The following is a 26,270-nucleotide window of genomic DNA, read 5'->3' on the forward strand; positions in this document are numbered from 1 at the left end:
TGCCCCGATCGCCATGGATGACGGCCTGCGTTTCGCCATCCGTGAAGGTGGCCGTACTGTCGGCGCCGGCGTGGTAGCGAAAGTTATCGCTTAAGGCCTCGTGCCTAAAGTAGAAAGGGGCGCCTGCGGGCGCCCTTTTTTTTACCAGCGCGGAACCATTGCCGCAACTCGAAATAATTACACTTCCCCTATTGAAATGACACGCGTTCTCATTTACATTGTGTGCAGAATTGAGCCAGTAGGTATTTTACATGTACGTGTGTCTATGCAATGCGGTCAGCGATAAAACCATCCGCAGTACCGTCCAGCGTTTTCAACCGCAGAGTATTCGGGAATTGAAATGCCTGGTGCCGGTAGGAAACAAATGCGGTAAATGTATTCGGGTCGCGCGTGAAATTCTTGAAGATGAATTAAATAGAGTTCCGTTGTACGAAGAGATCGCATAAAGACCTAAATTTTGTAAGGCATTACCTTTGATTTTGATCGTCTTGGTTATACTCTGTTCATTACCGTAACGGAGGAGTTAATCATGAAAGGCGATCCCCAAATAATTGTTCATCTCAACAAGCTGCTGGGTAACGAACTGGTAGCCATCAATCAATACTTCCTGCATGCGCGTATGTTCAAGAACTGGGGCCTGATGCGTCTCAATGATGTCGAGTATCATGAATCCATCGATGAAATGAAACATGCCGACCGTTACATTGAACGGATTCTGTTCCTTGAAGGGCTGCCCAACCTGCAGGACCTCGGCCGGCTGAACATCGGCGAGGACGTCGAAGAAATGCTGCGCTCGGATTTGAACCTCGAGCTGCAGGGCGCACAGGATTTGCGTGAAGGTATCGCCTACGCTGATTCAGTCAGGGACTATGTGTCCCGCGACCTGATGATTGAGATTCTGGCGGATGAAGAAAGCCATATTGATTTCCTGGAAACCGAACTCGATCTTATCAAGCGCATCGGCGTGCAGAATTATCTCCAGTCACAACTGAAAGATGCGGCCCAGTAAAAAAAAGAACAAGACGTCCCCGCAGGTGCCGGTCAACAGGCGCCTCGCTGGGGAACAGGCTGGAAAATGCCCAGCGGGCAGGGTTTGATCTGGGGATAAGCGGTCCAGTTTCCCCTCCAGGCGACCCTTTTGCAATTATGCGCTGATGCTGCTTGCTTCCTGAGCACACTCACGTATAATGCGCGGGCTTATCTCATATAAAGAGCTAAGCCGACTCCCTGAGTCCGCGCTGGCCACGCAAGTGGTAAGCCAGCACACAACATCCCCGATATGGGGATAATACTGAACGATTACACTCCCCCATCAATCGAAATGGGTGTGAGGAGTAATTTTCTACGTTTATAAATAATTGGAGCTCTGGTCTCATGCAGAACCAAAGAATCCGTATCCGTTTGAAAGCGTTTGATCATCGTTTGATCGATCAATCAACCGCGGAAATCGTCGAGACTGCTAAGCGTACCGGTGCTCAGGTACGTGGTCCGATCCCGCTGCCGACTCGCAAAGAGCGCTTTACCATTCTGATCTCTCCGCACGTCAACAAAGATGCGCGCGATCAGTATGAAATCCGCACTCATAAGCGTCTGGTTGACATCGTTGAGCCAACCGAAAAAACCGTTGATGCTCTGATGCGTCTGGATCTGGCTGCTGGCGTTGACGTGCAGATCAGCCTGGGTTAATCAGGTCATCGAACGATTGAGAGGTTGAACAATGAAGGGTTTAGTCGGTCGTAAAGTGGGCATGACTCGCATCTTCACTGAAGATGGCGTTTCTATCCCAGTAACCGTTATTGAAATCGAAGCTAACCGCGTTACCCAGGTTAAAGACCTGGAAAACGACGGATACCGCGCTATCCAAGTTACCACTGGCACCAAAAAAGCCAACCGTGTAACGAAAGCGGCAGCCGGTCACTTCGCCAAAGCAGGCGTTGAAGCTGGTCGTGGTCTGTGGGAATTCCGCGTCGAAGACGGCGAAGAAATTACTGCAGGTCAGAGCATCAGTGTTGAACTGTTTGCAGAAGTTAAAAAAGTTGACGTTACCGGTACTTCTAAAGGTAAAGGATTTGCAGGCACTGTAAAGCGCTGGAACTTCCGTACTCAGGATGCTACCCATGGTAACTCCTTGTCCCACCGCGTACCGGGTTCTATCGGTCAGAACCAGACTCCGGGCAAAGTATTCAAGGGCAAGAAAATGGCAGGCCAAATGGGTAACGAACGTGTAACCGTTCAAAGCCTGGACGTAGTACGTGTTGACGTTGAGCGCAACCTGCTGCTGGTCAAAGGCGCCGTTCCGGGAGCTACCGGTGGCGACCTGATCGTTAAACCGGCTGTCAAGGCGTAACGTCGAGGAGATAGGAATGGAATTGGTATTGAAAGACGCGCAAAGCGCGCTGACTGTTTCCGAAACTACCTTCGGCCGTGACTTCAACGAAGCGCTGGTACACCAGGTTGTTGTTGCTTATGCAGCAGGTGCCCGTCAAGGTACTCGTGCTCAGAAGACCCGTGCCGAAGTAACTGGTTCCGGTAAAAAACCGTGGCGTCAGAAGGGTACCGGCCGTGCACGTTCCGGTACAGTAAAAAGCCCGATCTGGCGTTCTGGTGGCGTGACTTTTGCAGCTAAGCCGCAAGACCACAGCCAGAAGGTAAACAAAAAGATGTACCGCGGGGCGCTGAAAAGCATCCTGTCTGAACTGGTACGTCAGGATCGTCTGATCGTTGTCGAGCAGTTCTCTGTTGATGCACCGAAAACCAAGTTGCTGGCGCAGAAACTGAAAGACATGGCTCTGGAAGATGTGCTGATCATTACCGGCGAACTGGATGAAAATCTGTTCCTGGCTGCACGTAACCTCTACAAAGTAGACGTACGTGACGCTGCAGGTATCGATCCGGTTAGCTTGATCGCCTTCGACAAAGTCGTTATGACGGCTGAAGCTGTGAAGCAAGTTGAGGAGATGCTGGCATGATTCGTGAAGAACGTCTGCTGAAAGTATTGCGCGCGCCGCACGTTTCTGAGAAAGCGTCTGCAGCGATGGAAAAATCAAACACCATCGTACTCAAAGTTGCTAAAGACGCGACTAAAGCAGAAATTAAAGCCGCTGTGCAAAAACTGTTTGAAGTCGAAGTCAATGAAGTTAACACCCTGGTCGTTAAAGGGAAAGTTAAGCGTCATGGACAGCGTATCGGTCGTCGTAGCGACTGGAAAAAAGCTTACGTCACCCTGAAAGAAGGCCAGAATATGGACTTCATTGGCGGCGCTGAGTAAGTCGGAGGAGTAAGAACAATGGCAATTGTTAAATGTAAACCGACATCTCCGGGTCGTCGCCACGTAGTTAAAGTGGTCAACCCAGAGCTGCACAAGGGCAAGCCTTACGCCCCGTTGCTGGAAAAACTCAGCAAGTCTGGTGGTCGTAACAATAATGGCCGTATCACTACGCGTCATATTGGTGGTGGCCATAAGCAGCATTATCGTCTGGTTGACTTTAAACGTGACAAAGATGGTATCCCGGCTGTTGTTGAACGTCTGGAATATGATCCGAACCGTTCTGCTAACATCGCTCTGGTGTTATACAAAGACGGCGAGCGTCGTTATATCCTGGCCCCGAAAGGCCTGAAAGCCGGTGACCAGATTCAATCTGGCGTCGATGCGGCAATCAAGGCCGGTAATGCCCTGCCGATGCGCAATATCCCGGTTGGTTCCACCGTTCATAACGTGGAATTGAAACCAGGTAAAGGCGGTCAGCTGGCGCGTTCAGCCGGTGCTTATGTTCAGATTGTTGCTCGTGACGGTTCTTATGTCACTCTGCGTCTTCGCTCTGGCGAAATGCGTAAAGTACAGACCGACTGCCGCGCGACTCTGGGCGAAGTAGGTAATGCCGAACACATGTTGCGTGTACTGGGTAAAGCTGGCGCCAGCCGCTGGCGTGGCATCCGTCCTACCGTTCGCGGTACGGCGATGAACCCGGTTGACCATCCACACGGTGGTGGTGAAGGTCGTAACTTTGGTAAGCACCCGGTAAGTCCGTGGGGCGTACAGACCAAAGGTAAGAAGACCCGTAGCAATAAGCGTACTGATAAATTCATCGTACGTCGCCGTAGTAAATAATTATTAGAGGATAAACCATGCCACGTTCTCTCAAGAAAGGTCCATTTATTGACCTGCACTTGCTGAAGAAGGTAGAGAAAGCGGTGGAAAGCGGTGACAAGAAGCCTATTCGCACTTGGTCCCGTCGTTCAACGATCTTTCCAACAATGATCGGTTTGACCATCGCTGTCCATAATGGTCGTCAGCACGTACCAGTCTTTGTAGCCGATGAAATGGTCGGTCACAAACTGGGTGAATTCGCGCCGACGCGTACTTATCGCGGCCATGCGGCCGATAAAAAGGCTAAAAAGCGCTAAGGTAGGAGGAAGAGATGGAAACTATAGCTCAACATCGCCACGCTCGTTCTTCTGCTCAGAAGGTTCGCCTGGTGGCTGACCTTATCCGCGGTAAGAAAGTGTCGCAAGCTCTGGAAGTTCTGACCTACACCAACAAGAAAGCTGCTGGTCTGGTCAAGAAAGTACTGGAGTCTGCCATTGCTAACGCTGAACACAACGATGGCGCAGATATCGATGATCTGAAAGTCTCGAAAATATTCGTGGACGCCGGTCCCAGCATGAAGCGCATTATGCCTCGTGCCAAGGGTCGTGCAGATCGCATCCTGAAGCGCACCAGCCACATTACTGTGGTTGTGTCCGATCGCTGAGACTCTGGAGACTAGCAATGGGTCAGAAAGTACATCCTAATGGTATTCGCCTGGGTATTGTCAAACCCTGGAATTCTACCTGGTATGCAAATACTAAAGAATTCGCTGACAACCTGGACAGCGACTTTAAAGTTCGTCAATTCCTGACTAAGGAACTGTCGAAAGCTTCGGTTTCTCGTATCGTTATCGAACGCCCGGCCAAGAGCATCCGTGTGACTATCCACACTGCTCGTCCAGGTATCGTTATCGGTAAGAAAGGCGAAGATGTCGAAAAATTGCGTAAGGTCGTAGCGGACATCGCTGGCGTACCGGCGCAAATCAATATTGCCGAAGTCCGTAAACCGGAACTGGACGCGAAATTGGTAGCTGACAGCATTTCTTCGCAGCTGGAACGTCGTGTCATGTTCCGTCGTGCGATGAAGCGTGCTGTACAGAACGCCATGCGTCTTGGCGCTAAGGGTATTAAAGTTGAAGTCAGCGGCCGCCTGGGTGGCGCTGAAATCGCACGTACCGAATGGTACCGCGAAGGTCGCGTTCCGTTGCATACACTGCGTGCGGATATCGACTACAACACCTCCGAAGCGCACACCACTTATGGTGTCATCGGCGTTAAAGTGTGGATCTTCAAAGGTGAGATTCTGGGTGGTATGGCTGCCGTTGAACAACCGGAAAAACCGGCTGCTCAACCTAAAAAGCAGCAGCGTAAAGGCCGCAAGTAAGGAGAGTCGCTGATGTTACAACCAAAGCGTACAAAATTCCGTAAGATGCACAAGGGCCGCAACCGTGGCCTGGCAGCGGGCACGGATGTTAGCTTCGGTACTTTCGGTCTGAAAGCTGTTGGCCGTGGTCGTCTGACCGCTCGTCAAATCGAAGCAGCACGTCGTGCTATGACACGTGCAGTTAAGCGTCAAGGTAAAATCTGGATCCGTATTTTCCCGGACAAACCGATTACCGAGAAGCCGCTGGAAGTTCGTATGGGTAAAGGTAAAGGTAACGTAGAGTATTGGGTTGCCTTGATTCAACCGGGTAAAGTCCTGTATGAAATGGACGGTGTACCGGAAGAGCTGGCCCGCGAAGCCTTCAAGCTGGCAGCAGCGAAACTGCCGATTAAAACCACCTTTGTAACTAAGACGGTGATGTAATGAAAGCACAAGAGCTGCGCGAAAAAAGCGCTGAAGAGCTGAACACAGAATTGTTGAACCTGCTGCGTGAGCAATTCAACCTGCGCATGCAATCAGCAAGTGGCCAGCTGCAACAAACTCACCTGTTGAAGCAAGTGCGCCGCAATGTTGCGCGCGTTAAGACGTTATTGACTGAGAAGGCGGGTGCGTAATGAGTGACAATATCCGTACTCTGCAAGGTCGCGTTGTCAGCGACAAAATGGAGAAATCCATTGTCGTTGCTATCGAACGTTTTGTGAAGCACCCGATTTACGGCAAATTCATCAGACGCACGACCAAATTGCACGTACATGATGAGAGCAATGAAAGCGGCATTGGTGACATCGTTGAAATCAGCGAATGTCGTCCAATCTCCAAGACTAAGTCCTGGACGCTTGTTCGCGTTGTAGAGAAAGCGATTCTGTAATACAGTAAGCGCGCTTTAAACTAATACACGGCTCAAAGCACGAGCCGTGTATTTTTTCTACCCATACGTCAGGAGCGGTGTTATAATGCTGCGCCCTGTATTATGGGGTTTTTCTTAACGACCTAATCGGGTCCTAAGTTGTAGTTGACATTAGCGGAGCACTAACATGATCCAAGAACAGACTATGCTGACCGTGGCCGACAACTCCGGTGCACGTCGCGTAATGTGTATCAAGGTTCTAGGTGGCTCGCACCGTCGCTACGCAGGCATCGGTGACATCATTAAAATTACCATCAAGGAAGCAATTCCTCGCGGTAAAGTTAAAAAGGGTGATGTCCTGAAGGCGGTAGTGGTGCGCACCAAAAAGGGTGTTCGTCGCCCTGACGGTTCTGTCGTTCGCTTCGATGGCAATGCTTGTGTTTTGTTGAATAACAATAGCGAGCAGCCTATCGGTACCCGTATTTTTGGGCCGGTGACTCGTGAACTGCGTACCGAAAAGTTCATGAAGATTATTTCCCTGGCACCTGAAGTACTTTAAGGAGCGAATCATGGCAGCGAAAATCCGTCGTGATGACGAAGTTATTGTGCTTACCGGCAAAGATAAAGGTAAGCGCGGTAAAGTTAAAAATGTCCTGTCTACTGGCAAGGTCATTGTTGAAGGTATCAATCTGGTCAAGAAACACCAAAAACCAGTACCGGCCATGAACCAGCCGGGTGGCATCGTTGAAAAGGAAGCGGCAATTCAGCTTTCCAACGTTGCAATCTTCAATGGTGCGTCCAGCAAGGCGGACCGTGTGGGCTTTAAGATCGAAGATGGCAAGAAAGTGCGTATCTTCAAATCTAACGGCGAAACAATCAAGTAACTGGAGTAGTACGATGGCGAAACTGCATGATTACTACAAAGACGAAGTGGTCGCTCAACTCATGAAAGAGTTCGACTACCATTCTGTCATGCAAGTCCCTCGGGTCGAGAAGATCACCTTGAATATGGGTGTGGGTGAAGCTATTGCCGATAAGAAACTGCTGGATAACGCATCAGCTGACTTAGCGAAGATTTCAGGCCAAAAGCCGCTTATCACCAAAGCACGCAAATCTGTTGCTGGCTTCAAAATCCGTCAGGGCTATCCGATCGGCTGTAAAGTAACCCTGCGTGGCGAACGCATGTGGGAGTTCTTTGAGCGACTGATTTCCATTGCTGTACCGCGTATCCGTGACTTCCGGGGCCTGTCCTCCAAGTCATTCGATGGCCGTGGCAACTACAGCATGGGCGTGCGTGAACAGATCATCTTCCCGGAAATCGACTACGACAAAGTCGATCGCGTTCGTGGCATGGATATTACCATAACCACTACTGCGAAATCCGATGATGAAGGTCGGGCACTGTTGGCCGCCTTTAACTTCCCATTCCGCAAGTAAGGTAGGGTTACTAATGGCTAAGCAATCCATGAAAGCACGTGAAGTTAAGCGTGTGAAATTAGCTGATAAATTCTTCGCAAAACGCGCTGAACTTAAAACCATCATCTCCGACGTGAATGCTTCTGATGAAGAGCGTTGGGATGCGGTTCTCAAGCTGCAGACTCTGCCGCGTGATTCCAGCCCGTCTCGTCAGCGTAACCGCTGCCGCCAAACTGGTCGTCCGCACGCTTTCCTGCGGAAATTCGGGTTGAGCCGTATCAAGGTCCGTGAAGCCGCTATGCGCGGTGAAATCCCGGGTCTGAGAAAGGCTAGCTGGTAATTGTCACCAATTGAATCACGGGAGTAAAGACAGATGAGCATGCAAGATCCGATCGCGGATATGCTGACCCGTATCCGTAACGGTCAAACCGCGAACAAAACAGCGGTCTCCATGCCTTCCTCCAAGCTTAAAGTGGCAATCGCCAATTTGCTGAAAGAAGAAGGCTTTATTGAAGACTACAAAATTGAAGGCGACACCAAGCCTACTCTGGAACTGGTACTGAAGTACTTCCAGGGTAAGCCGGTCGTAGAAACTATTCAGCGTATCAGCCGCCCTGGTCTGCGTATCTATAAGAAAAAAGATGCGTTACCGAAAGTTATGGCCGGCATGGGTATCGCAGTTATTTCTACCTCTAAAGGTGTTATGACTGATCGTGCAGCTCGCCAAGCAGGTCTTGGTGGCGAGATTATCTGCTACGTAGCTTAATTGGGAGGAAAGAATGTCTCGTGTTGCTAAAGCACCCGTCGTCATTCCTGCCGGCGTAGAGGTAAAACTCAACGGTCAGGTTATTTCGATTAAAGGTAAAAACGGCGAGCTGACTCGTACTATCCACGATGCTGTTGACGTTCAACAAGCAGACGGTCATTTGACATTCGCACCGCGCGAAGGTTTTGCAAATGGCTGGGCTCTGGCAGGCACCACTCGTGCCCTGGCGAACGCAATGGTTATTGGTGTTACTGACGGCTTCACTAAAAAGCTACAGCTGGTAGGCGTAGGTTATCGCGCTGCAGTTAAAGGCAACTCCGTGAATTTGTCTCTGGGCTTTTCACACCCCGTTGACCATGAACTGCCGGCAGGAATCACTGCAGAATGTCCAAGCCAAACTGAAATCGTGCTGAAAGGCGCTGATAAGCAGGCTGTTGGCCAGGTTGCTGCTGATTTACGTGCCTACCGTCGCCCTGAGCCTTACAAAGGCAAAGGTGTCCGTTACGCCGACGAAGTCGTGCGTACCAAAGAGGCTAAGAAGAAGTAAGGTAACACTATGGATAAGAAATCAGCTCGTATCCGTCGTGCGACCCGCGCACGCCGCAAGCTCCAAGAACTGGGCGCAACCCGCCTGGTGGTGCATCGCACTCCGCGACATATTTACGCGCAGGTTATCGCACCTAACGGTTCTGAAGTCCTGGTAGCCGCTTCTACAGTAGAAAAAGCTATTTCGGAGCAATTAAAGGGTACCGGAAACAAAGACGCCGCTATTGCCGTAGGTAAAACTATCGCTGAGCGCGCTCTGGAAAAAGGCATCAAGATCGTCGCTTTTGACCGTTCCGGGTTCCAATATCATGGTCGAGTCCAGGCACTGGCAGATGCTGCCCGTGAAGCTGGCCTTCAGTTCTAAGGTAGGGGTGTAAGATGTCTCAACACACTGAGAAACAAGCTGGTGAACTGCAGGAAAAGCTGATCGCGGTAAATCGCGTATCTAAAACCGTAAAAGGTGGCCGTATATTCAGCTTTACCGCACTGACAGTCGTTGGTGATGGTAACGGTCGCGTTGGTTTTGGCTACGGCAAAGCACGCGAAGTTCCGGCAGCGATCCAGAAAGCGATGGAGAAAGCCCGTCGCAACATGATGAATGTCGCGCTGAATAGCGGCACCCTGCAGCATCCTGTAAAAGGTGCTCACACGGGTTCTCGTGTATTCATGCAGCCGGCTTCCGAAGGTACCGGTATTATTGCCGGTGGTGCAATGCGCGCCGTCCTGGAAGTCGCAGGGGTTCACAACGTATTAGCAAAAACATATGGTTCCACCAACCCGATCAACGTGGTTCGTGCCACCATTGATGCGCTTGCTAATATGAAGTCCCCTGAAATGGTCGCTGCCAAGCGTGGTAAATCCGTTGAAGAAATTCTGGGGTAATTGACCATGGCACAGACTATTAAAATCACACAGACTCGCAGTTCCATCGGTCGTCTGCCGAAACACAAGGCAACTTTGGTTGGCTTGGGCCTGCGTCGCATTGGTCACACCGTAGAGCGGGAAGACACCCCTGCAGTACGCGGTATGGTCAATTTGGTTTCCTACATGGTCAAGGTTGAGGAGTAAGATATGCGTTTAAATACTCTGTCACCGGCTGAGGGATCCAGACAAGCGCCTAAGCGCAAAGGCCGTGGTATCGGTTCAGGTCTGGGTAAAACCGCAGGTCGTGGTCACAAAGGTCAGAACTCACGTTCTGGCGGTGGCGTACGTCGTGGTTTCGAAGGCGGCCAGATGCCATTGTATCGTCGTCTGCCGAAGTTCGGTTTCACTTCGCGTAAAGCAATGGTCACTGCGGAAGTTCGCTTGTCCGATCTGACGCACATTGAAGCTGATGTTATCGATCTGAACGTACTGAAAGCCGCTAACGTTGTTGGCATCCAGATTGAGTTCGCGAAAGTCATCCTTTCGGGCGAAGTCACTCGTGCAGTTACCCTGCGCGGTCTGCGTGCCACTAAAGGCGCGCGTGCTGCAATCGAAGCTGCTGGCGGTAAAATTGAGGAATAAGTAGCAGATGGCCAAACAACCAGGATTAGACTTTCAGAGTGCTAAAGGTGGACTCGGTGAGCTGAAACGCAGACTTTTGTTTGTAATCGGTGCGCTGATTGTCTTCCGCATCGGCTCTTTTATTCCGATTCCTGGTATCGATGCCACTGTACTTGCGAAATTGCTCGAACAGCAAAGAGGCACCATCATTGAAATGTTCAACATGTTCTCTGGTGGTGCGCTTAGCCGTGCTTCTATCTTCGCACTTGGGATCATGCCGTATATTTCGGCGTCGATCATCATACAGCTGCTGACTGTCGTACATCCGGCACTGGCGGAGATTAAGAAAGAGGGTGAGGCTGGCAGGCGTAAAATCAGCCAGTACACTCGCTGGGGCACGTTGGTATTAGGTATATTCCAGTCAATCGGTATTGCTACCGGTTTACCGAATATGCCTGGAATGCAGGGTCTGGTGTTAAATCCAGGCTTTGCGTTTTACTTTACCGCAGTTGTGAGCCTGGTCTCGGGAACAATGTTTCTGATGTGGCTGGGTGAACAGATAACTGAACGAGGTATCGGCAACGGTATCTCAATCATTATCTTTGCCGGTATCGTAGCAGGGCTGCCGCCGGCTATAGCCCATACCATAGAGCAAGCTCGTCAAGGCGACCTGCACTTCCTCCTGTTGCTATTGGTTGCGGTTCTGGTATTTGCAGTGACGTTTTTTGTTGTTTTTGTCGAGCGTGGTCAACGCCGTATCGTCGTTAACTATGCGAAGCGCCAGCAAGGGCGTCGTGTTTATGCTGCACAGAGCACGCATTTGCCGTTGAAAGTAAATATGGCCGGCGTTATCCCGGCTATTTTTGCCTCCAGTATCATTTTGTTTCCGGCCACGATTGCATCCTGGTTCGGCGGCGGTACCGGATGGGGTTGGTTAACAGCGATTTCGCTGTATTTGCAGCCCGGACAACCGCTTTATGTGTTACTCTATGCGTCTGCAATCATATTCTTCTGTTTCTTTTACACGGCGTTGGTTTTCAACCCTCGCGAAACAGCGGATAACCTGAAGAAGTCCGGTGCATTTGTACCAGGCATTCGTCCGGGAGAGCAAACGGCGAAATACATCGATAAAGTAATGACGCGTCTGACTCTGGTTGGTGCGATGTACATTACATTTATCTGCCTTATCCCGGAGTTCATGCGTGACGCAATGAAAGTTCCCTTCTACTTTGGGGGCACCTCATTACTGATCGTTGTTGTGGTCATCATGGACTTTATGGCTCAAGTGCAGACTCTGATGATGTCGAGTCAATACGAGTCAGCATTGAAGAAAGCAAACCTGAAAGGCTATAACCGCTAATCCGGTGAGCTTGAGAAGTTACGGAGAGTAAAAATGAAAGTTCGTGCTTCCGTCAAGAAACTGTGTCGCAACTGCAAAATCATTAAACGTAACGGCATCGTTCGTGTAATTTGCAGTGAGCCAAAGCATAAACAACGCCAAGGCTGATATTTCCGTCATATTTTTCTTGCAAAGTTGGATTGAGCTGGCTAGATTAGCCAGCCAATCTTTTGTATGTCAACGCATCACTGTTTGAGTATCCTGAAAACGGGCTTTTCAGAATGGTGTTGCCGTTTAAATTTTTAGGAGTGCATAGTGGCCCGTATAGCAGGCATTAACATTCCTGATCAAAAACATACCGTGATTGCCTTAACGTCAATCTATGGTATCGGTAAAACCCGTTCGCAATCTATTTGCGTAGAAGCGGGCATTGCTGAAAATGTTAAGATCAGTGAGCTGTCTGAAGAGCAGATCGACACGCTGCGTGACGCAGTTGCTAAATTCGTTGTCGAAGGTGATCTGCGCCGTGAAGTGACCCTGAGTATCAAGCGTCTGATGGACCTTGGTACCTATCGTGGTTTGCGTCATCGTCGTGGTCTTCCGGTTCGCGGTCAGCGTACCAAGACCAATGCCCGTACCCGTAAGGGTCCGCGCAAACCGATCAAGAAATAATCGGGGTGAGTAAATAATGGCTAAGGCACCTGTTCGTGCACGTAAGCGTGTTAAAAAGCAAGTCTCAGATGGTGTGGCTCATATCCATGCGTCTTTCAACAACACCATCGTTACTATTACCGATCGTCAAGGTAATGCGTTGGGTTGGGCGACGGCCGGTGGTTCCGGTTTCCGTGGTTCTCGTAAGTCTACTCCGTTTGCCGCTCAGGTTGCAGCAGAGCGTTGCGCTGAAGCAGTAAAAGAGTATGGCATCAAGAATCTGGAAGTTATGGTTAAAGGACCTGGTCCGGGCCGTGAGTCTACTGTCCGCGCGTTAAACGCGGCTGGTTTCCGCATCACTAATATTACTGATGTGACTCCGATCCCCCATAACGGTTGTCGTCCGCCGAAAAAGCGCCGCGTATAACGCCGCTTTTAGGTTTGTTGGAGAAAGAAAATGGCAAGATATTTGGGTCCTAAGCTCAAGCTGAGCCGTCGCGAGGGCACCGACCTTTTCCTGAAGTCTGGTGTTCGTGCGATCGATTCCAAGTGTAAGATTGAACAACCACCTGGTCAGCATGGTGCGCGTAAACCGCGTCTGTCTGATTACGGTGTGCAGTTGCGTGAAAAACAAAAAGTTCGTCGTATCTACGGCATTCTGGAACGTCAATTCCGCAATTATTACAAAGAAGCAGCACGCCTTAAAGGCAATACCGGTGAAAACCTGTTGCAGTTGCTTGAAGGTCGTCTGGACAACGTCGTTTACCGTATGGGCTTCGGTGCTACCCGCGCTGAATCTCGTCAGTTGGTCAGCCATAAAGCGATCATGGTAAATGGTAAAGTTGTTAACATCGCTTCTTACCAGGTTACTCCGAATGACGTAGTCAGCATCCGTGAGAAAGCGAAAAAGCAATCCCGTGTTCGTGCCTCATTGGAACTGGCTGAGCAGCGTGAAAAGCCGACTTGGCTTGAAGTTGACGCTGCTAAGATGGAAGGGGTGTTCAAACGTATTCCAGAACGTACCGATCTGTCTGCGGACATTAATGAACACCTGATCGTCGAGCTTTACTCCAAGTAAGGCTTAGTACCAAAGAGAGGACACAATGCAGGGTTCTGTGACAGAGTTTCTAAAACCGCGCCTGGTAGATATCGAGCAAGTCAGTTCGACGCACGCCAAGGTGACCCTTGAGCCTTTAGAACGTGGCTTTGGCCATACTCTAGGTAACGCACTGCGCCGTATTCTGCTTTCGTCGATGCCGGGTTGCGCGGTGACCGAGGTTGAGATTGATGGTGTACTGCACGAGTACAGCACCAAAGAAGGTGTACAGGAAGACATCCTGGAGATTCTGCTCAACCTGAAAGGGCTGGCGGTGAGAGTTCAGGGTAAAGATGACGTTATCCTTACTCTGAATAAATCTGGCATTGGCCCTGTGACCGCAGCCGACATCACCCATGATGGTGATGTCGAAATCGTCAAACCACAGCATGTGCTGTGCCACCTGACTGATGAAAACGCATCTATCAATATGCGTATCAAAGTTCAGCGTGGTCGTGGTTACGTGCCGGCTTCTGCCCGAATTCATTCGGAAGAAGATGAGCGCCCAATTGGTCGTTTGCTGGTAGACGCGTGCTACAGCCCTGTAGAGCGTATCGCCTACATCGTTGAAGCTGCGCGTGTTGAACAGCGTACTGACCTGGATAAGCTGGTCATCGAAATGGAAACCAATGGTACGATCGATCCTGAAGAGGCGATCCGCCGTGCGGCGACTATTTTGGCTGAACAACTGGAAGCTTTTGTTGATTTACGTGATGTACGTCAGCCTGAAGTGAAAGAAGAGAAGCCAGAGTTCGATCCGATCCTGCTGCGCCCTGTTGACGATCTGGAATTGACTGTCCGCTCTGCTAACTGCCTGAAGGCAGAAGCTATCCACTACATCGGTGATCTGGTACAGCGCACCGAGGTTGAGCTGCTTAAAACGCCTAACCTTGGTAAAAAATCTCTTACTGAGATTAAAGACGTGTTGGCTTCCCGTGGGCTTTCTCTGGGCATGCGCCTGGAAAATTGGCCTCCGGCAAGTATTGCTGATGAATAACCCGATCACAGGTTAAGGTTTTACTGAGAAGGATAAGGTCATGCGCCATCGTAAGAGTGGTCGTCAACTGAACCGTAACAGCAGCCATCGCCAGGCTATGTTCCGTAACATGGCCGGCTCTTTGGTTCGTCACGAGATAATCAAGACGACCCTGCCGAAAGCGAAAGAGCTGCGCCGCGTTGTTGAACCGCTGATTACACTTGCCAAGACCGACAGCGTTGCTAATCGTCGTCTGGCATTCGCCCGTACTCGTGATAACGAGATCGTGGCAAAACTGTTTACCGTACTTGGCCCGCGTTTCGCGAGCCGTGCCGGTGGTTACACTCGCATTCTGAAGTGTGGCTTCCGTGCTGGTGATAATGCACCAATGGCTTATATTGAGCTCGTTGATCGTGCTGACACACAAGTACCAGCAGAAGCAACTGCAGAATAATCTTGTCTGCATAAGCTTTATGCGTTACAAAAACCGGGCTTGGCCCGGTTTTTTTTCGCCTGAATTATGGCCAGCGCATTGTTATACTCTCAATGCTGCGCCAATGGACATACTCTTGCATACGCGTTGTGCTGTGAACACATGGTTTGCTGTCTGATTAATTGCAGATTAAATCCTCTAAGAAGGCGCTCTGTTATGGGACTGGTAGATGATTGGGCTGAACGTCATATCCAGACGGCTCAGCGAGCGGGTGAGTTTGATAACCTGCCGGGTGCGGGCAAACCGCTGGCTCTAGATGACGACAGCGCAGTGCCGGAAGCGTTGCGCAGTAGCTACCGGCTGCTTAAGAATAGTGGTTATCTGCCTCCTGAGCTCGAAGATCGCCAGCAGGCGCTGACGCTGGCGGAAATGCTGGGCAGTATTGATCACACCGATCCGCTCCATGCGACCATAGCGAAAAAGCTGATGCTGCTGGAAATGCGTCTGCGCCAGTCGGGCATCAGTACTGACTTTCTGCATACTGGTTATCGTCAGCAGCTACAGCAGCATTTCGAACCAGGCGGTTACTGATTCAGGTCATGGGGTGAATGAAAGGTTTTTTGCGGCAGGATAACATCATCATCCGCTGGTAGCGGGTAGCACGTTTAGCCGCTGGCCATTGCTAGCTAGATCCTCGCCCTTTAACGATCAATTAATAGCTTATGATTACCATTAAAAAAACGGACCCTTATTCTGCTGATTCACAGCATATGATGAAGCGGCTCTCCAGCACACTGGCAATGATTACCGGTGACAGTGGAACGCGTAATTTTGACCCTGAGGATATCCGATCCAGCCGGGCTATATGGGCGTTAGCTATGAATGATAGCGGTGAAGCGGTGGGATGTGGTTGCATCAGACCGTTATCAGCAAGCATTGCAGAGTTGAAGAGAATGTTTTCAACGGGGACCTTGCCGGGCATTGGTGCGGCTCTGCTGCGCTTTTTGGAAAATCAGGCTGTCGAATTAGGCTATCGGCAGTTGTGGTTGGAGACGCGCCGGATTAATCAGCGCGCGGTTGCGTTTTATATGAAACAGGGTTATGAGGTAATTGCAAATTATGGCCCCTATATCGGCAGGGAGGAGGCCATATGCCTGTCCAAAGTTTTAGATCTTCAGTTATAATGACAACTGTCAGCACTGTTCACGCCGCAATTTGCTGGCAATTACTGTTAAATTTAAACTTTACGAGGCCGTCATGACTGAAAAATATCGTCATACCAGAGGAATAATCCAAGATAATGCGTTGGCAGCGTTGCTTACTGATCCGCTGTTCCGTCAACGTCGTGAGAACAATAAGAAAGGTAAAGGCAGCTATAACCGCAAGCACAAACAAGGTAAGGCAACCAACTGGGAGGCCAGTAGTAAAAATGGTTCAACTGTTTTTACTACTGGCCTTCTGCTATCGGCAATCGACAGCGGTATTTTTACGGCCTGGGGCTGAAGCTTTCGCCTGCTGGCGGCGGTGTAGGGTTGTTCAACGCTGCGGGGGTATTTTGCTGTTTGAGCAGATCACGAATTTCTGTAAGCAGCGTTTCTTCGGCACTGGGTTTTGGCGGCTCTGACGGTTTGGCTTCTTCTTTTTTGTGCATTTTATTGATGAGCTTGACCATGGTGAAGACGGCCAGTGCGACAATGATGAAATCAAATACGTTCTGGATGAAAATGCCGTACTCCATCACTACCGCCGGTGTTTCACCCTGCGCAGGTTTAAGTACCCAACTGAATTGTTTAAAATCGATCCCGCCAATCAACAGTCCCAAGGGAGGCATAATCACATTTGCCACCAGGGATGAGACGATCTTACCGAACGCGGCACCGATGATCACACCGACCGCTAAATCTACCACATTGCCGCGCATGGCGAATTTACGAAACTCTTGTAAGAAACTCATATATTCTCCCTGTAATAATTGTTTAGGCTAAGTCTAGCAAAACAATCTGTATTTGTAGAAAAATTGTGAACCAGGCGGGTTTTTTGTCATTTTGATTGATGATTACCGACATCAAAATGACTACTGCGCTGAGGATAATCTTCACTGTCGCAGTAAGTCAGCAGGAACTCAGTGGACACCGATAGCGCTGACATTGCTGCTGTGGTCATTGAGCGCTGTCCTATAAAAAGAATGGACTGGGTTGGAAAAGCCGTTCCACATCGCTGACAAATTTCTTATCGGTCAAGAACATCACCACATGATCGCCCTGCTGGATCTGGCTGTCTTTATTGGCGATGATGACATCCTCTCCTCTGACAATGGCGCCGATTATCGTGCCGGGAGGCAGTTTGATATTTTCGATCGTTCGGCCGACCACTTTAGAGGTGCTTTCATCCCCGTGAGCAATGGCTTCAATCGCTTCCGCCACTCCACGGCGCAGTGAGGACACGCTGACGATATCGGCCTTACGAACGTGTCCCAGCAGGGCTGAAATAGTGGCCTGCTGCGGGGAAATGGCGATATCGATTACGCTGCCCTGGACCAAATCAACATAGGCCCGGCGCTGAATCAATACCAGCACCTTTTTGGCACCCATGCGTTTGGCAAGCATTGCCGACATGATGTTGGCTTCATCATCATTGGTGATGGCGATAAACACGTCTATCTGTTCTATATGCTCTTCAGCCAGCAATTCCTGATCTGATGCATCGCCAAAGAATACGATGGTATCCTGTAGCTGTTCAGCCAATTCTGCGGCGCGCTGCTCGTCGCGCTCTATCAGCTTAACGCTGTAGTCTTTCTCCAGCCGCTTTGCCAGGCCTGCGCCGATATTGCCCCCGCCGACGATCATAATCCGTTTATAAGGTTTTTCCAGCCGCTGCAGTTCACTCATTACCGCACGGATATGCTGCGATGCGGCAACAAAAAATACTTCATCCCCGGCTTCGATGATAGTCGAGCCCTGGGGGCGAATCGGCCGGTCCTGGCGAAAGATGGCGGCGACCCGCGTATCGATATGGGGCATGTGCTCACGCAGCGAAGAAAGGGCATTGCCCACCAACGGACCGCCGTAGTAAGCCTTGACCGCTACGATGCTGACCATGCCTTCGGCAAAGTTCACCACCTGCAGGGCGCCGGGATATTCGATAAGTTTGTAGATGTTATCGATAACCAGCTGCTCGGGTGAAATCAGATGATCAATAGGCACGGCGTCAGTGGAGAACAGCCGGTGGGCTTCGCGGATATAATCCGCAGAGCGTATCCGCGCAATACGATTAGGCGTTTTAAACAGTGAATAGGCTATCTGGCAGGCGACCATATTGGTTTCATCCGAATTGGTCACGGCGACCAGCATATCCGCATCTTCAGCGCCGGCTTCACGCAGGACTCTGGGATGAGCGGCATGCCCCTGAATGGCCCGCAGATCAAATTTATCCTGCAGCTGGCGCAGTTGGGCCGGGTTAGTATCGATAACGGTAATATCGTTGTTTTCCCCCACCAGATTTTCGGCCAGCGTACCGCCGACCTGGCCGGCACCCAGAATGATGATTTTCATAGCGAACCTTTCATGATGTTATTCCTGTGCCTGGGCAACTGAAGTCTGTTTGATAAGCTTAGCGTAAAAGAAGCCGTCGCCTCCCTCGGCGCTGGGCAGACATTGCCTGCCGGGATGCTCGATATCACCCGTTTGTGTGAGCAGTGCATCGGGGTGACTGGCGAGAAACGCGCGAATCTGTTCGCTGTTCTCTTCCGGCAGGATAGAACAGGTTGCATAAAGCAAGGTACCGCCGGGCTTAAGATAAGGCCATACCGCATTGATGATCTCTTTTTGCAGCCCGGCCAGTTCAGCAATGTCGGCATCGCGTCTCAACCACTTGATATCCGGATGACGGCGGATAACGCCGGTGGCGGAACAGGGGGCATCCAGTAGAATACGATCATACTCCGCCACCGGGCTCCAGTCCTCAGGCCGGCGCCCATCTCCGACGATTACCGCGGCTTCCAGTCTCAGGCGAGCCAGATTTTCTTTTATCCGTTCCAGCCGCTGGCTGTCGATATCTACTGCGGTGACACGTGCTGCGGGAGCCATTTCAAGAATATGGGTGGTTTTTCCTCCCGGCGCAGCGCACAGATCGAGGATCTGTTCATGGTCAGCGGCGGCCAAAAGATCGGCGCAGCCTTGAGCCGAGGCATCCTGGACCGTCACCCACCCTTCGCGAAAGCCGGGCAGGCGGCCAACATTGCAGGGGGTGTCCAGACGAATGGCGGCAGACAGCGTTTGATGGGCAATACCCGGTATGCCTGCCTCAGCCAGCAGCGCCAGATAGGCGTCCCGGCTGTTATGCAGTTTGTTAACCCGCAACCACATCGGCGGACGTTCATTATTGGCGGCAAGGATTGCCGATCCCTCGTCGGGATAGGCGGTGAGGATCCTTTTCGCCAGCCAGGACGGGTGCAGCTGATAATGATCCTGAGCCGCAGCCTGCGCTTCAAGAGTCTGCTGTTGACGCTGGAACTGACGCAACACACCGTTAACCAATCCTTTGAGCTGCTGCTGTTTGAGCACGATGCAGCCTTCTACCGTTTCAGCCAGGGCGGCATGGGGAGGGATCCGGGTAGCGGAGAGCTGGTAAATGCCGACCATCAGCAGGTAATGTACCGGTCGCTGTTTCCCGGTCAGTGGCTTGGCCATTAACTGGCGGATGATCGATTCGAGCTGGGGCAAGGTACGCAAAATGCCGAAGCACAATTCCTGCAACAGTGCCCGATCCTTGTCGCTTATCGTCGACTGCAGCCCAGGCAGCAGCGTATTCAGCGATTGCCCGCGTTCCAGGACCTGTGCAAGGGTTTTGGCGGCGATTGCCCGCAGATTGTATGTTTTTTTCATGAAAGGCCGAAGCTCGAAAGGAAAGGCGGATGCGTCTTCCGCCGGCGGATGTTCGCTGACGGGAGACAACCAATGGGAAGAGGTTAATCCAGAACAGATCCCGGCGTAAACCAGTCCCGACGTGAATTCAGCAAATCTTGTGACGACATGGTTTTTTTGCCGGCCGGCTGCAAAAGCGTCAGGTTCAGTATGCCGTCGACCGTGGCCACTTGAATCCCCTGTTTATCGGCCTGCAGGACGGTACCGGGCGTCTGATTCCGGCCATGGCTTTCAATCGCGTCGGCTTGCCATACCTTGACGGTATGCTCGCCGCGGTTAAAAAAGCTTACGGGCCAGGGATTAAAGGCGCGTACGCAGCGTTCAAGCTGTGCTGCAGGCAAGCTCCAGTCCAGGCGCGCTTCTTCCTTGCTCAATTTTTCAGCATAGGTGGCCTGGCTATCATCCTGCCTTTCAGCTATTGCCTTGCCGGTTGACAACAGTTCAAGCGTTTCAAGCAAAGCCTGCGGACCGGTGCTCGCCAGTTTTTCATAAAGTGTCGCACTGGTATCATCCGCCAGGATAGGGCAGGAGGCCTTGAGGATCATGGCGCCGGTATCAAGACCGGCGTCCATCTGCATGATGGTGACGCCGGTTTCGCTGTCGCCTGCCCACAGGGCGCGCTGTATCGGCGCCGCGCCGCGCCAGCGCGGCAGTAAAGAACCGTGGACATTGATGCACCCCAGACGCGGCATATCAAGCACCGCCTGCGGCAGGATAAGACCATAAGCCACCACCACCATGATATCGGCTTCAAGGTTGGCGACCCATTCCTGGTGTTCCTGCACGCGCAGGGACTTAGGCTGATACAGCGGAATGCCATGCTGCAGCGCCAACAGTTTTACCGGACTGGCGGTAAGCTTGTTGCCCCTGCCTGCCGGTCGATCGGGCTGGGTGAATACCCCGACGACATGATGAGTGGAGGCGATGAGCGCATCAAGATGACGGGCGGCAAAATCCGGCGTACCGGCAAAGATGACACGTAATGATTGGGGCACTTGAATTCCTGTTTAAAATGACTATTTAGCCGCGCGAGCGTTGATTTTAGCCATCTTTTCCATTTTCTGGCGGATGCGCTGCCGCTTCAGCGGCGAAAGATAATCAACGAACAGCTTACCGACCAGATGATCCATTTCATGCTGGATACAGATTGCCAACAGTTCATCAGCGTCCAGTTCAAAGCTGTTGCCATCGCGATCCAGGGCCCTGACCCGTACTTTTTCCGCACGAGGGACAAAGCCGCGTTGATCCGGGATAGACAGGCAGCCTTCTTCAATGCCCGTTTCACCGCTTTTTTCCAGCAGTTCGGGATTGATGAACACCAGGCGGTGATCGCGATTTTCAGAAACGTCGATGACGATAATCTGCTGATGTATATCGACCTGTGTTGCTGCCAGGCCGATGCCTTCCTCTGCATACATGGTGTCAAACATATCATCCACGATGCGCCGGACAGCGTCATTCACTTCTTTTACGGGTTTCGCAACAATGCGAAGCCGTTCATCTGGGTAATGTAATACCTGCAATACTGGCATATTGATATTGAATCTGCGTCTGCGAATGAAAAGATGTTATCTCATATTCTAGACATTTCCCGGACTGATTGACAGCATCCGCTGGCAAATGGTGTGCCAACAGATATCCAGCCAGAGGGAAATGATAATGGAAGACAGGGATAGATGGATCCGTATGGCGGCGGTAAAGGGAATAGATGGCTATCGAGCTCAGCGATATCTGTCCTGCCCGGCCGGCCCGGTCCGGCAGATGAATGATAACTGGCTGAGGGCAGGACTGACGGCTCGCCAGCGACAGAGCTACTTGCGAGATGGCGATAGTGCGGTCAGAAAAGCGCACCACTGGCTCAACAACCCGCGCCACCATCTGCTTACATTTGCCGATACCGGCTACCCGGAGTCGCTCAGACACATCAATTGCCCTCCCGCAGCATTGTTTGTCGCCGGAGAGCCTTCGCTGCTGGGGGAACGGCAAATCGCCATGGTGGGCAGCCGGCAAAACAGCCTTTATGGTGAACAGTGGGGAGCCGCGTTTGCCGCCAGGCTTGCTGTGGCCGGAGTGACGATAACCAGCGGCCTGGCGCTGGGGATAGATGGCATATGCCATCGAGCGGCGCTGAGCGAAAATGGCAAGACTCTGGCGGTGCTGGGTTCGGGGCTGGGAAATGTCTACCCGCGCCAGCACCGGCATCTGGCGCGGAGCATTATCGAAAAAAAGGGGGCGTTGGTCTCAGAATTTGTACCTGACGCACCGCCCCTGGCCCGCCATTTTCCTTGGCGCAACCGGCTGATAAGCGCACTGTCGCAAGGGGTGCTGGTGGTAGAAGCCACCATCAACAGCGGTTCGCTGGTGACCGCTCGCTGCGCCCTTGAGCAGGGGAAAGATGTATTCGCCCTGCCGGGTCCGCTCGGTAACCCGATGACCGCAGGTACCCACTGGCTTATCCAGCAGGGGGCTTATTTGATCACTTGCCCTGAAGAGATGCTGGATCAGCTGTACAAGGGCCTAAACTGGCTCACTTTGACACCAGAGAAAATTATTTCTACCCCGGAATGCGAAGTTGAATTGCCATTTGCCAAGGTGTTGGCTAACGTAGGGGATGAGGTTACACCTGTTGACGTCGTCGCTGAACGTGCCGGCCAACCTGTGCCAGAGGTAGTAGCGATACTGCTTGAACTGGAGTTAGCAGGATGGATCGCAGTTGTACCCGGCGGCTATGTCCGATTAAGGAGGGCAAGCCATGTTCGACGTACTAATATACCTGTTTGAAACTTACATCCACAATGATGTTGAAATGCGTGTCGATCAGGATAAGTTGACCGATGACCTCAGCCGAGCTGGGTTTCATCATGAAGATATCTATAACGCGTTAAACTGGCTTGAGAAACTGGCTGATCTGCAGGATGGTCACGGCAAACCCTTTGCTATTGATGCCGATCCACTTGCGCTGCGTATCTATACGGATGAAGAAAGTCAGTTCCTGGATACCGAATGCCGTGGCTTTCTGCTGTTTCTTGAACAGATTCAGGTGTTGAACTTTGAAACACGCGAGATGGTGATTGATCGTGTTACGGCATTGGATGCCGCGGAGTTTGATCTGGAAGATCTCAAATGGGTCATTTTGATGGTGCTGTTTAACATCCCCGGCTATGAAAACGCTTATCAGCAGATGGAAGAGCTGTTGTTTGAGGATAATGAGCAGCACCTGCATTAAAGCATTACTGAAGATATTACATTATGGCTAAAGCTGCGCTTTTTACCGCAAAGCAAATCGGTCTTTGTCCTGACTGCGGGTCGGAATTGGTCATGCGTTCAGGACAACACGGCCCATTTCTGGGCTGTTCCGCTTATCCGCAATGCGGATACATCCGTTCGCTTAAACCGCAGGCTGATGGCCATGTAGTGAAGGTGCTGGAAGGACAGTTGTGCCCGGAATGCCAGTCCACGTTGGTGCTTCGTCAAGGCCGCTACGGCATGTTTATCGGCTGCGGCAATTACCCGACGTGCGGTCATATCGAGGCGATGGATAAACCCGATGAAACCGCTTTTTCCTGCCCGCAATGCCGGGAAGGCAAACTGATGCAGCGGACATCCCGATTCGGTAGAACCTTTTATGCCTGCGATCGCTATCCCGCCTGCCGTTTTGCGCTTAATTCCAAACCGGTTGCCGGGGTATGCGAACATTGCCAGTTTCCTCTGCTGATCGAAAAACAAACCACCCATGGCGTGAAACTGTTCTGTGCGGACAAGCACTGCGCCAAGCCGGTATCCATAAAAGAGAATCATGAATAACCCATTAGAGCTGGTCGCAATGCTTCAAAAGGGCCGGGTGATAGCATATCCCACAGAAGCGGTTTTTGGCCTTGGATGCGATCCCGATAATGAAGCGGCAGTGCAGGCGCTGCTGGACATCAAGCAGCGTTCCTGGACCAAGGGCCTTATCCTGATTGCCGCCGATTATCAGCAGCTGCGGCCTTATATCGATGACAGCCTTTTGAGCGAACAGCAGCGTGAAAAAGTGTTCGCCAGCTGGCCCGGGCCAGTAACCTGGGTGATGCCCGCGCGGTCGAACACCCCCCGCTGGCTTACCGGTCAGTTTTCCACACTGGCGGTACGGATAACGGCCTTTGCGCCGGCTCGGGATCTCTGTCTTGCCTTTGGTAAACCGCTGGTTTCGACCAGCGCCAATTTATCCGGTCAGTCACCCTGCCGTACCGCAGAAGAGGTTCGACTTCAATTAGGCGCCCATTTTCCCCTGCTTGATGGCCCGGTTGAAGGGCGGCTTAATCCGTCCGAAATTCGGGATTCCCTTACCGGTGAATCACTCCGCCAAGGCTGATAAGAAGAGGACTGAACCGATGGATAGCTATGCCGTTTTTGGAAACCCGATTGATCACAGCAAGTCGCCGCGCATACACGCGCTGTTTGCCTCGCAAACCGGCATCGAGCATCCGTATGGTCGGGTACTGGCGCCGGTTGGTACCTTTGAGCAGACCCTCACCGAATTTATGAGGGCCGGAGGGAAGGGTGCCAACATCACCATGCCCTTTAAAGAGCGGGCTTTTTCGCTTTGCAAAAAATTAACCGAACGCGCATCGGTAGCTGGAGCGGTCAATACCGTGCGTAAGGAACCTGACGGTACTCTGCTGGGCGATAACACGGACGGTGCCGGCCTGCTGATGGATTTGCAACGCCTGGAGCTTATCAGCCACCGCAGCCGGATCCTACTGGTGGGTGCCGGCGGGGCCGCCCGCGGCGTTATCCTTCCTTTGCTGGCCTATGGCTGCCAGGTGGTGCTGACCAATCGGACCTTTGGCCGAGCAGAGGAACTGGTGGGCTTCTATCAGCATGTGGGGGATCTCAGCGCAGTACCGATGGACCAACTGGCTGGATTGACATTTGACCTGGTCATCAACGCCACCACATCAGGCATTCATGGCGATGTGCCGGCGTTGCCGGAGGGGCTGGTTTATGCCGGCGTAAACTGCTACGACATGTTTTACCAGCAGGGACCGACCCCTTTTCTGCAATGGTGCATCAGGCAGGGGGCGGAACGCTTTGCTGATGGATTGGGGATGCTGGTGGGCCAGGCCGCTTATTCCTTTCTACTGTGGCATGGCATCCTGCCTAATATCGACGCGGTACTGGCCGAGCTGCGTGGTGAGCAACCCGCCGCATGAACCAGTCGATACTGTTTCCAGATGCTGAACGCTGGGATGAGGCGCGGCAGGCGATCATCTTTCCTGCCCAGGTAAACGGCTTTCAGGTGGAATGTCTGGTCAGCCTGGACTGGCTCCGTCGAAAATACGATGCGCAGACTGCAGCGGAGTGCCTGGCAAGCTTCAGGCTGCACCGCTGGGATATAGAAGACCTGATGGAGCAATGCATCAAACATCATGACGATTTCGATGGAGGCTACTGGCTGTCCTGAGCCAGATATTGATCCTTCCAGCGCACATAGTTAGATGAGGAATAGAGCAGGCTACCAATCTCAGCCGCAGTTAATTTCCTCACCTGCCTTACCGGACTGCCCAGATAAAGATAGCCGCTTTCCAAGCGCTTTCCCGGGGGCACCAGGCTGCCGGCGCCAATCATTACATCATCTTCAACCTTTACACCATCCAGCAGAATCGATCCCATTCCTACCAGCACTCGGTTACCGAGCTGGCATCCATGCAGCATTGCTTTATGTCCAACCGTCACATCTTCGCCGATGATGAGTGGGTTGCCGGCCGGATTATGATCAGATTGATGGGTCACATGTAGCACGCTGCCATCCTGGATATTGGTTCGCGCACCAATGAGTACTTGGTTGACATCGCCTCTGATGGCGACCAACGGCCAGATGCTGACGTCATCGGCCAGCGATACCTGGCCGATGACGACACTGGAGGGATCTACCATGATCCTTTGACCCAGCGTTGGCCGGACTTTACCGAAGGGGCGCAGTGGTGAGGTAACGTTAGACATTTTACCATCCTTCATTTATGAGATAAGCCAGACTCTATCGCTATTGCCGGGGGCATTTCAACCGGCGTTGCCCAGCTGAGGGCGCTGTTCTGGCCAGCAGATCGTATAAGATCAGCGCATAAGGGATGAAAAATAAACAGTCGGCAAGAAAAGATCAAAAAACGCTTGTGCAATGAAATCGGATCCCTATAATGCGCCTCCATCGACCGGTACTGATGACAACATCACAGAGTATCGGATACGAATCAGAAACAAGCGAAACGGGGCTTGACACTGAATGAGGATAGCGTAACATACGCCACCTCGCGCAAGACTGAATGCAGTCGCGCAATGCTCTTTAA

At 51.7% G+C, this 26,270-nt stretch carries 47 protein-coding genes; 40 read left to right on the forward strand and 7 right to left on the reverse strand.

Going from position 1 to position 26,270, the window contains the following annotated elements; genetic code table 11:
• The 34 genes from EDC52_RS19135 to EDC52_RS19300 all read left to right on the forward strand — a co-directional run.
• Positions 1-94 (forward strand): EF-Tu C-terminal domain-related protein (locus EDC52_RS19135; protein WP_131867864.1); only part of this gene is annotated, 94 nt, incomplete at its 5' end.
• A gap of 157 nt (positions 95-251) precedes the next feature.
• Positions 252-446 carry a bacterioferritin-associated ferredoxin gene (gene bfd, locus EDC52_RS19140; protein ID WP_131867866.1) on the forward strand — a complete coding sequence of 65 codons (195 nt, stop codon included), beginning with the start codon at positions 252-254 and terminating at the stop codon, positions 444-446.
• Positions 447-529: 83 nt separating this feature from the next.
• Positions 530-1,009, forward strand: coding sequence for a bacterioferritin (bfr, locus tag EDC52_RS19145; RefSeq protein ID WP_131867868.1), 480 nt, complete (start codon positions 530-532; stop codon positions 1,007-1,009).
• Between the two features lie 365 nt (positions 1,010-1,374).
• Positions 1,375-1,686, forward strand: a complete 312-nt coding sequence (gene rpsJ, locus EDC52_RS19150; RefSeq protein WP_009639175.1) for a 30S ribosomal protein S10 — start codon at positions 1,375-1,377, stop codon at positions 1,684-1,686.
• A gap of 31 nt (positions 1,687-1,717) precedes the next feature.
• Complete coding sequence (gene rplC / locus EDC52_RS19155) at positions 1,718-2,347, forward strand: 50S ribosomal protein L3 (RefSeq protein ID WP_131867870.1); 630 nt, start codon at positions 1,718-1,720, stop codon at positions 2,345-2,347.
• 16 nt (positions 2,348-2,363) lie between these two features.
• Positions 2,364-2,969, forward strand: a complete 606-nt coding sequence (gene rplD, locus EDC52_RS19160) for a 50S ribosomal protein L4 (RefSeq protein WP_131867872.1) — start codon at positions 2,364-2,366, stop codon at positions 2,967-2,969.
• Entirely contained in the window at positions 2,966-3,268 is a 303-nt protein-coding gene (gene rplW, locus EDC52_RS19165; RefSeq protein ID WP_131867874.1) for a 50S ribosomal protein L23, read from the forward strand. The genes rplD and rplW overlap by 4 nt, the downstream gene beginning before the upstream one ends.
• 18 nt (positions 3,269-3,286) lie before the next feature.
• Complete coding sequence (gene rplB / locus EDC52_RS19170; protein ID WP_131867876.1) at positions 3,287-4,108, forward strand: 50S ribosomal protein L2; 822 nt, start codon at positions 3,287-3,289, stop codon at positions 4,106-4,108.
• Between the two features lie 17 nt (positions 4,109-4,125).
• Positions 4,126-4,404 carry a 30S ribosomal protein S19 gene (gene rpsS, locus EDC52_RS19175; protein ID WP_011412084.1) on the forward strand — a complete coding sequence of 93 codons (279 nt, stop codon included), beginning with the start codon at positions 4,126-4,128 and terminating at the stop codon, positions 4,402-4,404.
• A 14-nt stretch (positions 4,405-4,418) separates the two neighbouring features.
• On the forward strand, positions 4,419-4,751 hold the full coding sequence (gene rplV / locus EDC52_RS19180) for a 50S ribosomal protein L22 (RefSeq protein WP_131867878.1): 333 nt from the start codon (positions 4,419-4,421) through the stop codon (positions 4,749-4,751).
• A gap of 17 nt (positions 4,752-4,768) precedes the next feature.
• Entirely contained in the window at positions 4,769-5,470 is a 702-nt protein-coding gene (gene rpsC / locus EDC52_RS19185) for a 30S ribosomal protein S3 (RefSeq protein ID WP_131867880.1), read from the forward strand.
• A 12-nt stretch (positions 5,471-5,482) separates the two neighbouring features.
• The gene (gene rplP, locus EDC52_RS19190) at positions 5,483-5,893 is read left to right on the forward strand and encodes a 50S ribosomal protein L16 (protein WP_025243890.1); all 411 of its coding nucleotides are present in this window, start codon (positions 5,483-5,485) and stop codon (positions 5,891-5,893) included.
• Positions 5,893-6,084: a 50S ribosomal protein L29 gene (rpmC, locus tag EDC52_RS19195; protein WP_131867882.1), complete on the forward strand. Its 192-nt coding sequence runs from the start codon at positions 5,893-5,895 to the stop codon at positions 6,082-6,084. The genes rplP and rpmC overlap by 1 nt, the downstream gene beginning before the upstream one ends.
• Entirely contained in the window at positions 6,084-6,338 is a 255-nt protein-coding gene (gene rpsQ / locus EDC52_RS19200) for a 30S ribosomal protein S17 (protein ID WP_131867884.1), read from the forward strand. The genes rpmC and rpsQ overlap by 1 nt, the downstream gene beginning before the upstream one ends.
• A 166-nt stretch (positions 6,339-6,504) precedes the next feature.
• On the forward strand, positions 6,505-6,876 hold the full coding sequence (gene rplN, locus EDC52_RS19205; protein WP_131867886.1) for a 50S ribosomal protein L14: 372 nt from the start codon (positions 6,505-6,507) through the stop codon (positions 6,874-6,876).
• A 10-nt stretch (positions 6,877-6,886) separates the two neighbouring features.
• The gene (gene rplX, locus EDC52_RS19210) at positions 6,887-7,201 is read left to right on the forward strand and encodes a 50S ribosomal protein L24 (protein WP_131867888.1); all 315 of its coding nucleotides are present in this window, start codon (positions 6,887-6,889) and stop codon (positions 7,199-7,201) included.
• 13 nt (positions 7,202-7,214) lie between these two features.
• Positions 7,215-7,754: a 50S ribosomal protein L5 gene (gene rplE, locus EDC52_RS19215; RefSeq protein WP_131867890.1), complete on the forward strand. Its 540-nt coding sequence runs from the start codon at positions 7,215-7,217 to the stop codon at positions 7,752-7,754.
• Positions 7,755-7,767: 13 nt separating this feature from the next.
• Entirely contained in the window at positions 7,768-8,073 is a 306-nt protein-coding gene (gene rpsN, locus EDC52_RS19220; protein ID WP_025243885.1) for a 30S ribosomal protein S14, read from the forward strand.
• A 33-nt stretch (positions 8,074-8,106) separates the two neighbouring features.
• A complete protein-coding gene (rpsH, locus tag EDC52_RS19225) occupies positions 8,107-8,499 on the forward strand; it encodes a 30S ribosomal protein S8 (RefSeq protein ID WP_131867892.1) in 393 nt (130 codons plus the stop codon).
• Positions 8,500-8,512: 13 nt separating this feature from the next.
• Positions 8,513-9,046, forward strand: coding sequence for a 50S ribosomal protein L6 (gene rplF / locus EDC52_RS19230; RefSeq protein WP_131867894.1), 534 nt, complete (start codon positions 8,513-8,515; stop codon positions 9,044-9,046).
• A 9-nt stretch (positions 9,047-9,055) separates the two neighbouring features.
• On the forward strand, positions 9,056-9,409 hold the full coding sequence (rplR, locus tag EDC52_RS19235) for a 50S ribosomal protein L18 (RefSeq protein ID WP_131867896.1): 354 nt from the start codon (positions 9,056-9,058) through the stop codon (positions 9,407-9,409).
• 14 nt (positions 9,410-9,423) lie between these two features.
• A complete protein-coding gene (gene rpsE, locus EDC52_RS19240; protein WP_131867898.1) occupies positions 9,424-9,927 on the forward strand; it encodes a 30S ribosomal protein S5 in 504 nt (167 codons plus the stop codon).
• 6 nt (positions 9,928-9,933) lie between these two features.
• Positions 9,934-10,113, forward strand: coding sequence for a 50S ribosomal protein L30 (rpmD, locus tag EDC52_RS19245; RefSeq protein WP_011412070.1), 180 nt, complete (start codon positions 9,934-9,936; stop codon positions 10,111-10,113).
• Between the two features lie 3 nt (positions 10,114-10,116).
• The gene (gene rplO, locus EDC52_RS19250; protein ID WP_131867900.1) at positions 10,117-10,551 is read left to right on the forward strand and encodes a 50S ribosomal protein L15; all 435 of its coding nucleotides are present in this window, start codon (positions 10,117-10,119) and stop codon (positions 10,549-10,551) included.
• 7 nt (positions 10,552-10,558) lie between these two features.
• Positions 10,559-11,890: a preprotein translocase subunit SecY gene (secY, locus tag EDC52_RS19255; RefSeq protein WP_131867902.1), complete on the forward strand. Its 1,332-nt coding sequence runs from the start codon at positions 10,559-10,561 to the stop codon at positions 11,888-11,890.
• 33 nt (positions 11,891-11,923) lie between these two features.
• The gene (gene rpmJ / locus EDC52_RS19260) at positions 11,924-12,037 is read left to right on the forward strand and encodes a 50S ribosomal protein L36 (RefSeq protein WP_131867904.1); all 114 of its coding nucleotides are present in this window, start codon (positions 11,924-11,926) and stop codon (positions 12,035-12,037) included.
• A 147-nt stretch (positions 12,038-12,184) separates the two neighbouring features.
• Positions 12,185-12,541: a 30S ribosomal protein S13 gene (rpsM, locus tag EDC52_RS19265; RefSeq protein ID WP_131867906.1), complete on the forward strand. Its 357-nt coding sequence runs from the start codon at positions 12,185-12,187 to the stop codon at positions 12,539-12,541.
• A gap of 16 nt (positions 12,542-12,557) precedes the next feature.
• The gene (rpsK, locus tag EDC52_RS19270; RefSeq protein ID WP_131867908.1) at positions 12,558-12,947 is read left to right on the forward strand and encodes a 30S ribosomal protein S11; all 390 of its coding nucleotides are present in this window, start codon (positions 12,558-12,560) and stop codon (positions 12,945-12,947) included.
• Between the two features lie 30 nt (positions 12,948-12,977).
• Positions 12,978-13,598: a 30S ribosomal protein S4 gene (gene rpsD / locus EDC52_RS19275; protein ID WP_131867910.1), complete on the forward strand. Its 621-nt coding sequence runs from the start codon at positions 12,978-12,980 to the stop codon at positions 13,596-13,598.
• A gap of 25 nt (positions 13,599-13,623) precedes the next feature.
• A complete protein-coding gene (locus EDC52_RS19280) occupies positions 13,624-14,613 on the forward strand; it encodes a DNA-directed RNA polymerase subunit alpha (RefSeq protein ID WP_131867912.1) in 990 nt (329 codons plus the stop codon).
• Between the two features lie 40 nt (positions 14,614-14,653).
• The gene (gene rplQ, locus EDC52_RS19285) at positions 14,654-15,046 is read left to right on the forward strand and encodes a 50S ribosomal protein L17 (RefSeq protein WP_131867914.1); all 393 of its coding nucleotides are present in this window, start codon (positions 14,654-14,656) and stop codon (positions 15,044-15,046) included.
• A gap of 195 nt (positions 15,047-15,241) precedes the next feature.
• On the forward strand, positions 15,242-15,616 hold the full coding sequence (locus EDC52_RS19290; RefSeq protein WP_131867916.1) for a DnaJ family domain-containing protein: 375 nt from the start codon (positions 15,242-15,244) through the stop codon (positions 15,614-15,616).
• A 131-nt stretch (positions 15,617-15,747) separates the two neighbouring features.
• Positions 15,748-16,209 carry a GNAT family N-acetyltransferase gene (locus EDC52_RS19295; RefSeq protein ID WP_131867918.1) on the forward strand — a complete coding sequence of 154 codons (462 nt, stop codon included), beginning with the start codon at positions 15,748-15,750 and terminating at the stop codon, positions 16,207-16,209.
• A 73-nt stretch (positions 16,210-16,282) separates the two neighbouring features.
• Entirely contained in the window at positions 16,283-16,528 is a 246-nt protein-coding gene (locus EDC52_RS19300; RefSeq protein ID WP_131867920.1) for an alternative ribosome-rescue factor A, read from the forward strand.
• Here EDC52_RS19300 and mscL read toward each other — a convergent pair.
• The 6 genes from mscL to def form a co-directional block, all read right to left on the reverse strand.
• Positions 16,512-16,979 (reverse strand): large-conductance mechanosensitive channel protein MscL, encoded by a 468-nt coding sequence (gene mscL, locus EDC52_RS19305; RefSeq protein ID WP_131867922.1) that lies wholly within the window; start codon positions 16,977-16,979, stop codon positions 16,512-16,514. The two genes, EDC52_RS19300 and mscL, sit on opposite strands and share 17 nt — an antisense overlap.
• Before the next feature lie 86 nt (positions 16,980-17,065).
• A complete protein-coding gene (locus EDC52_RS20300) occupies positions 17,066-17,188 on the reverse strand; it encodes a hypothetical protein (RefSeq protein ID WP_268990521.1) in 123 nt (40 codons plus the stop codon).
• 11 nt (positions 17,189-17,199) lie between these two features.
• Positions 17,200-18,576: a Trk system potassium transporter TrkA gene (gene trkA / locus EDC52_RS19310; RefSeq protein ID WP_131867924.1), complete on the reverse strand. Its 1,377-nt coding sequence runs from the start codon at positions 18,574-18,576 to the stop codon at positions 17,200-17,202.
• An 18-nt stretch (positions 18,577-18,594) separates the two neighbouring features.
• Positions 18,595-19,908, reverse strand: a complete 1,314-nt coding sequence (gene rsmB / locus EDC52_RS19315; protein WP_131867926.1) for a 16S rRNA (cytosine(967)-C(5))-methyltransferase RsmB — start codon at positions 19,906-19,908, stop codon at positions 18,595-18,597.
• An 83-nt stretch (positions 19,909-19,991) separates the two neighbouring features.
• Entirely contained in the window at positions 19,992-20,942 is a 951-nt protein-coding gene (gene fmt / locus EDC52_RS19320) for a methionyl-tRNA formyltransferase (RefSeq protein WP_131867928.1), read from the reverse strand.
• Between the two features lie 21 nt (positions 20,943-20,963).
• Positions 20,964-21,479 carry a peptide deformylase gene (def, locus tag EDC52_RS19325; protein WP_131867930.1) on the reverse strand — a complete coding sequence of 172 codons (516 nt, stop codon included), beginning with the start codon at positions 21,477-21,479 and terminating at the stop codon, positions 20,964-20,966.
• Between the two features lie 127 nt (positions 21,480-21,606).
• Between def and dprA the strand changes: the two genes are divergently transcribed.
• From dprA to EDC52_RS19355, 6 genes are read left to right on the forward strand one after another with little or no spacing between them, the layout of a single operon-like run.
• On the forward strand, positions 21,607-22,728 hold the full coding sequence (gene dprA / locus EDC52_RS19330) for a DNA-protecting protein DprA (RefSeq protein WP_131867932.1): 1,122 nt from the start codon (positions 21,607-21,609) through the stop codon (positions 22,726-22,728).
• The gene (locus EDC52_RS19335; RefSeq protein WP_131867934.1) at positions 22,700-23,173 is read left to right on the forward strand and encodes a DUF494 family protein; all 474 of its coding nucleotides are present in this window, start codon (positions 22,700-22,702) and stop codon (positions 23,171-23,173) included. The genes dprA and EDC52_RS19335 overlap by 29 nt, the downstream gene beginning before the upstream one ends.
• A 23-nt stretch (positions 23,174-23,196) precedes the next feature.
• Positions 23,197-23,751: a DNA topoisomerase family protein gene (locus EDC52_RS19340; RefSeq protein WP_131867936.1), complete on the forward strand. Its 555-nt coding sequence runs from the start codon at positions 23,197-23,199 to the stop codon at positions 23,749-23,751.
• Positions 23,744-24,298 carry an L-threonylcarbamoyladenylate synthase type 1 TsaC gene (gene tsaC / locus EDC52_RS19345; RefSeq protein WP_131867938.1) on the forward strand — a complete coding sequence of 185 codons (555 nt, stop codon included), beginning with the start codon at positions 23,744-23,746 and terminating at the stop codon, positions 24,296-24,298. Before EDC52_RS19340 ends, tsaC begins: the two co-directional genes overlap by 8 nt.
• Before the next feature lie 19 nt (positions 24,299-24,317).
• Positions 24,318-25,139, forward strand: coding sequence for a shikimate dehydrogenase (aroE, locus tag EDC52_RS19350; protein WP_131867940.1), 822 nt, complete (start codon positions 24,318-24,320; stop codon positions 25,137-25,139).
• Positions 25,136-25,390, forward strand: coding sequence for a DUF1488 family protein (locus EDC52_RS19355; RefSeq protein ID WP_131867942.1), 255 nt, complete (start codon positions 25,136-25,138; stop codon positions 25,388-25,390). The genes aroE and EDC52_RS19355 overlap by 4 nt, the downstream gene beginning before the upstream one ends.
• On the opposite strand, the gene EDC52_RS19360 is transcribed toward EDC52_RS19355, so the two are convergent.
• A complete protein-coding gene (locus EDC52_RS19360; RefSeq protein WP_131867944.1) occupies positions 25,375-25,929 on the reverse strand; it encodes a gamma carbonic anhydrase family protein in 555 nt (184 codons plus the stop codon). The genes EDC52_RS19355 and EDC52_RS19360 overlap by 16 nt on opposite strands.
• Positions 25,930-26,270 lie beyond the last annotated feature (341 nt).

The organism is Biostraticola tofi (assembly GCF_004343195.1).
Taxonomy (GTDB): domain Bacteria; phylum Pseudomonadota; class Gammaproteobacteria; order Enterobacterales; family Enterobacteriaceae; genus Biostraticola; species Biostraticola tofi.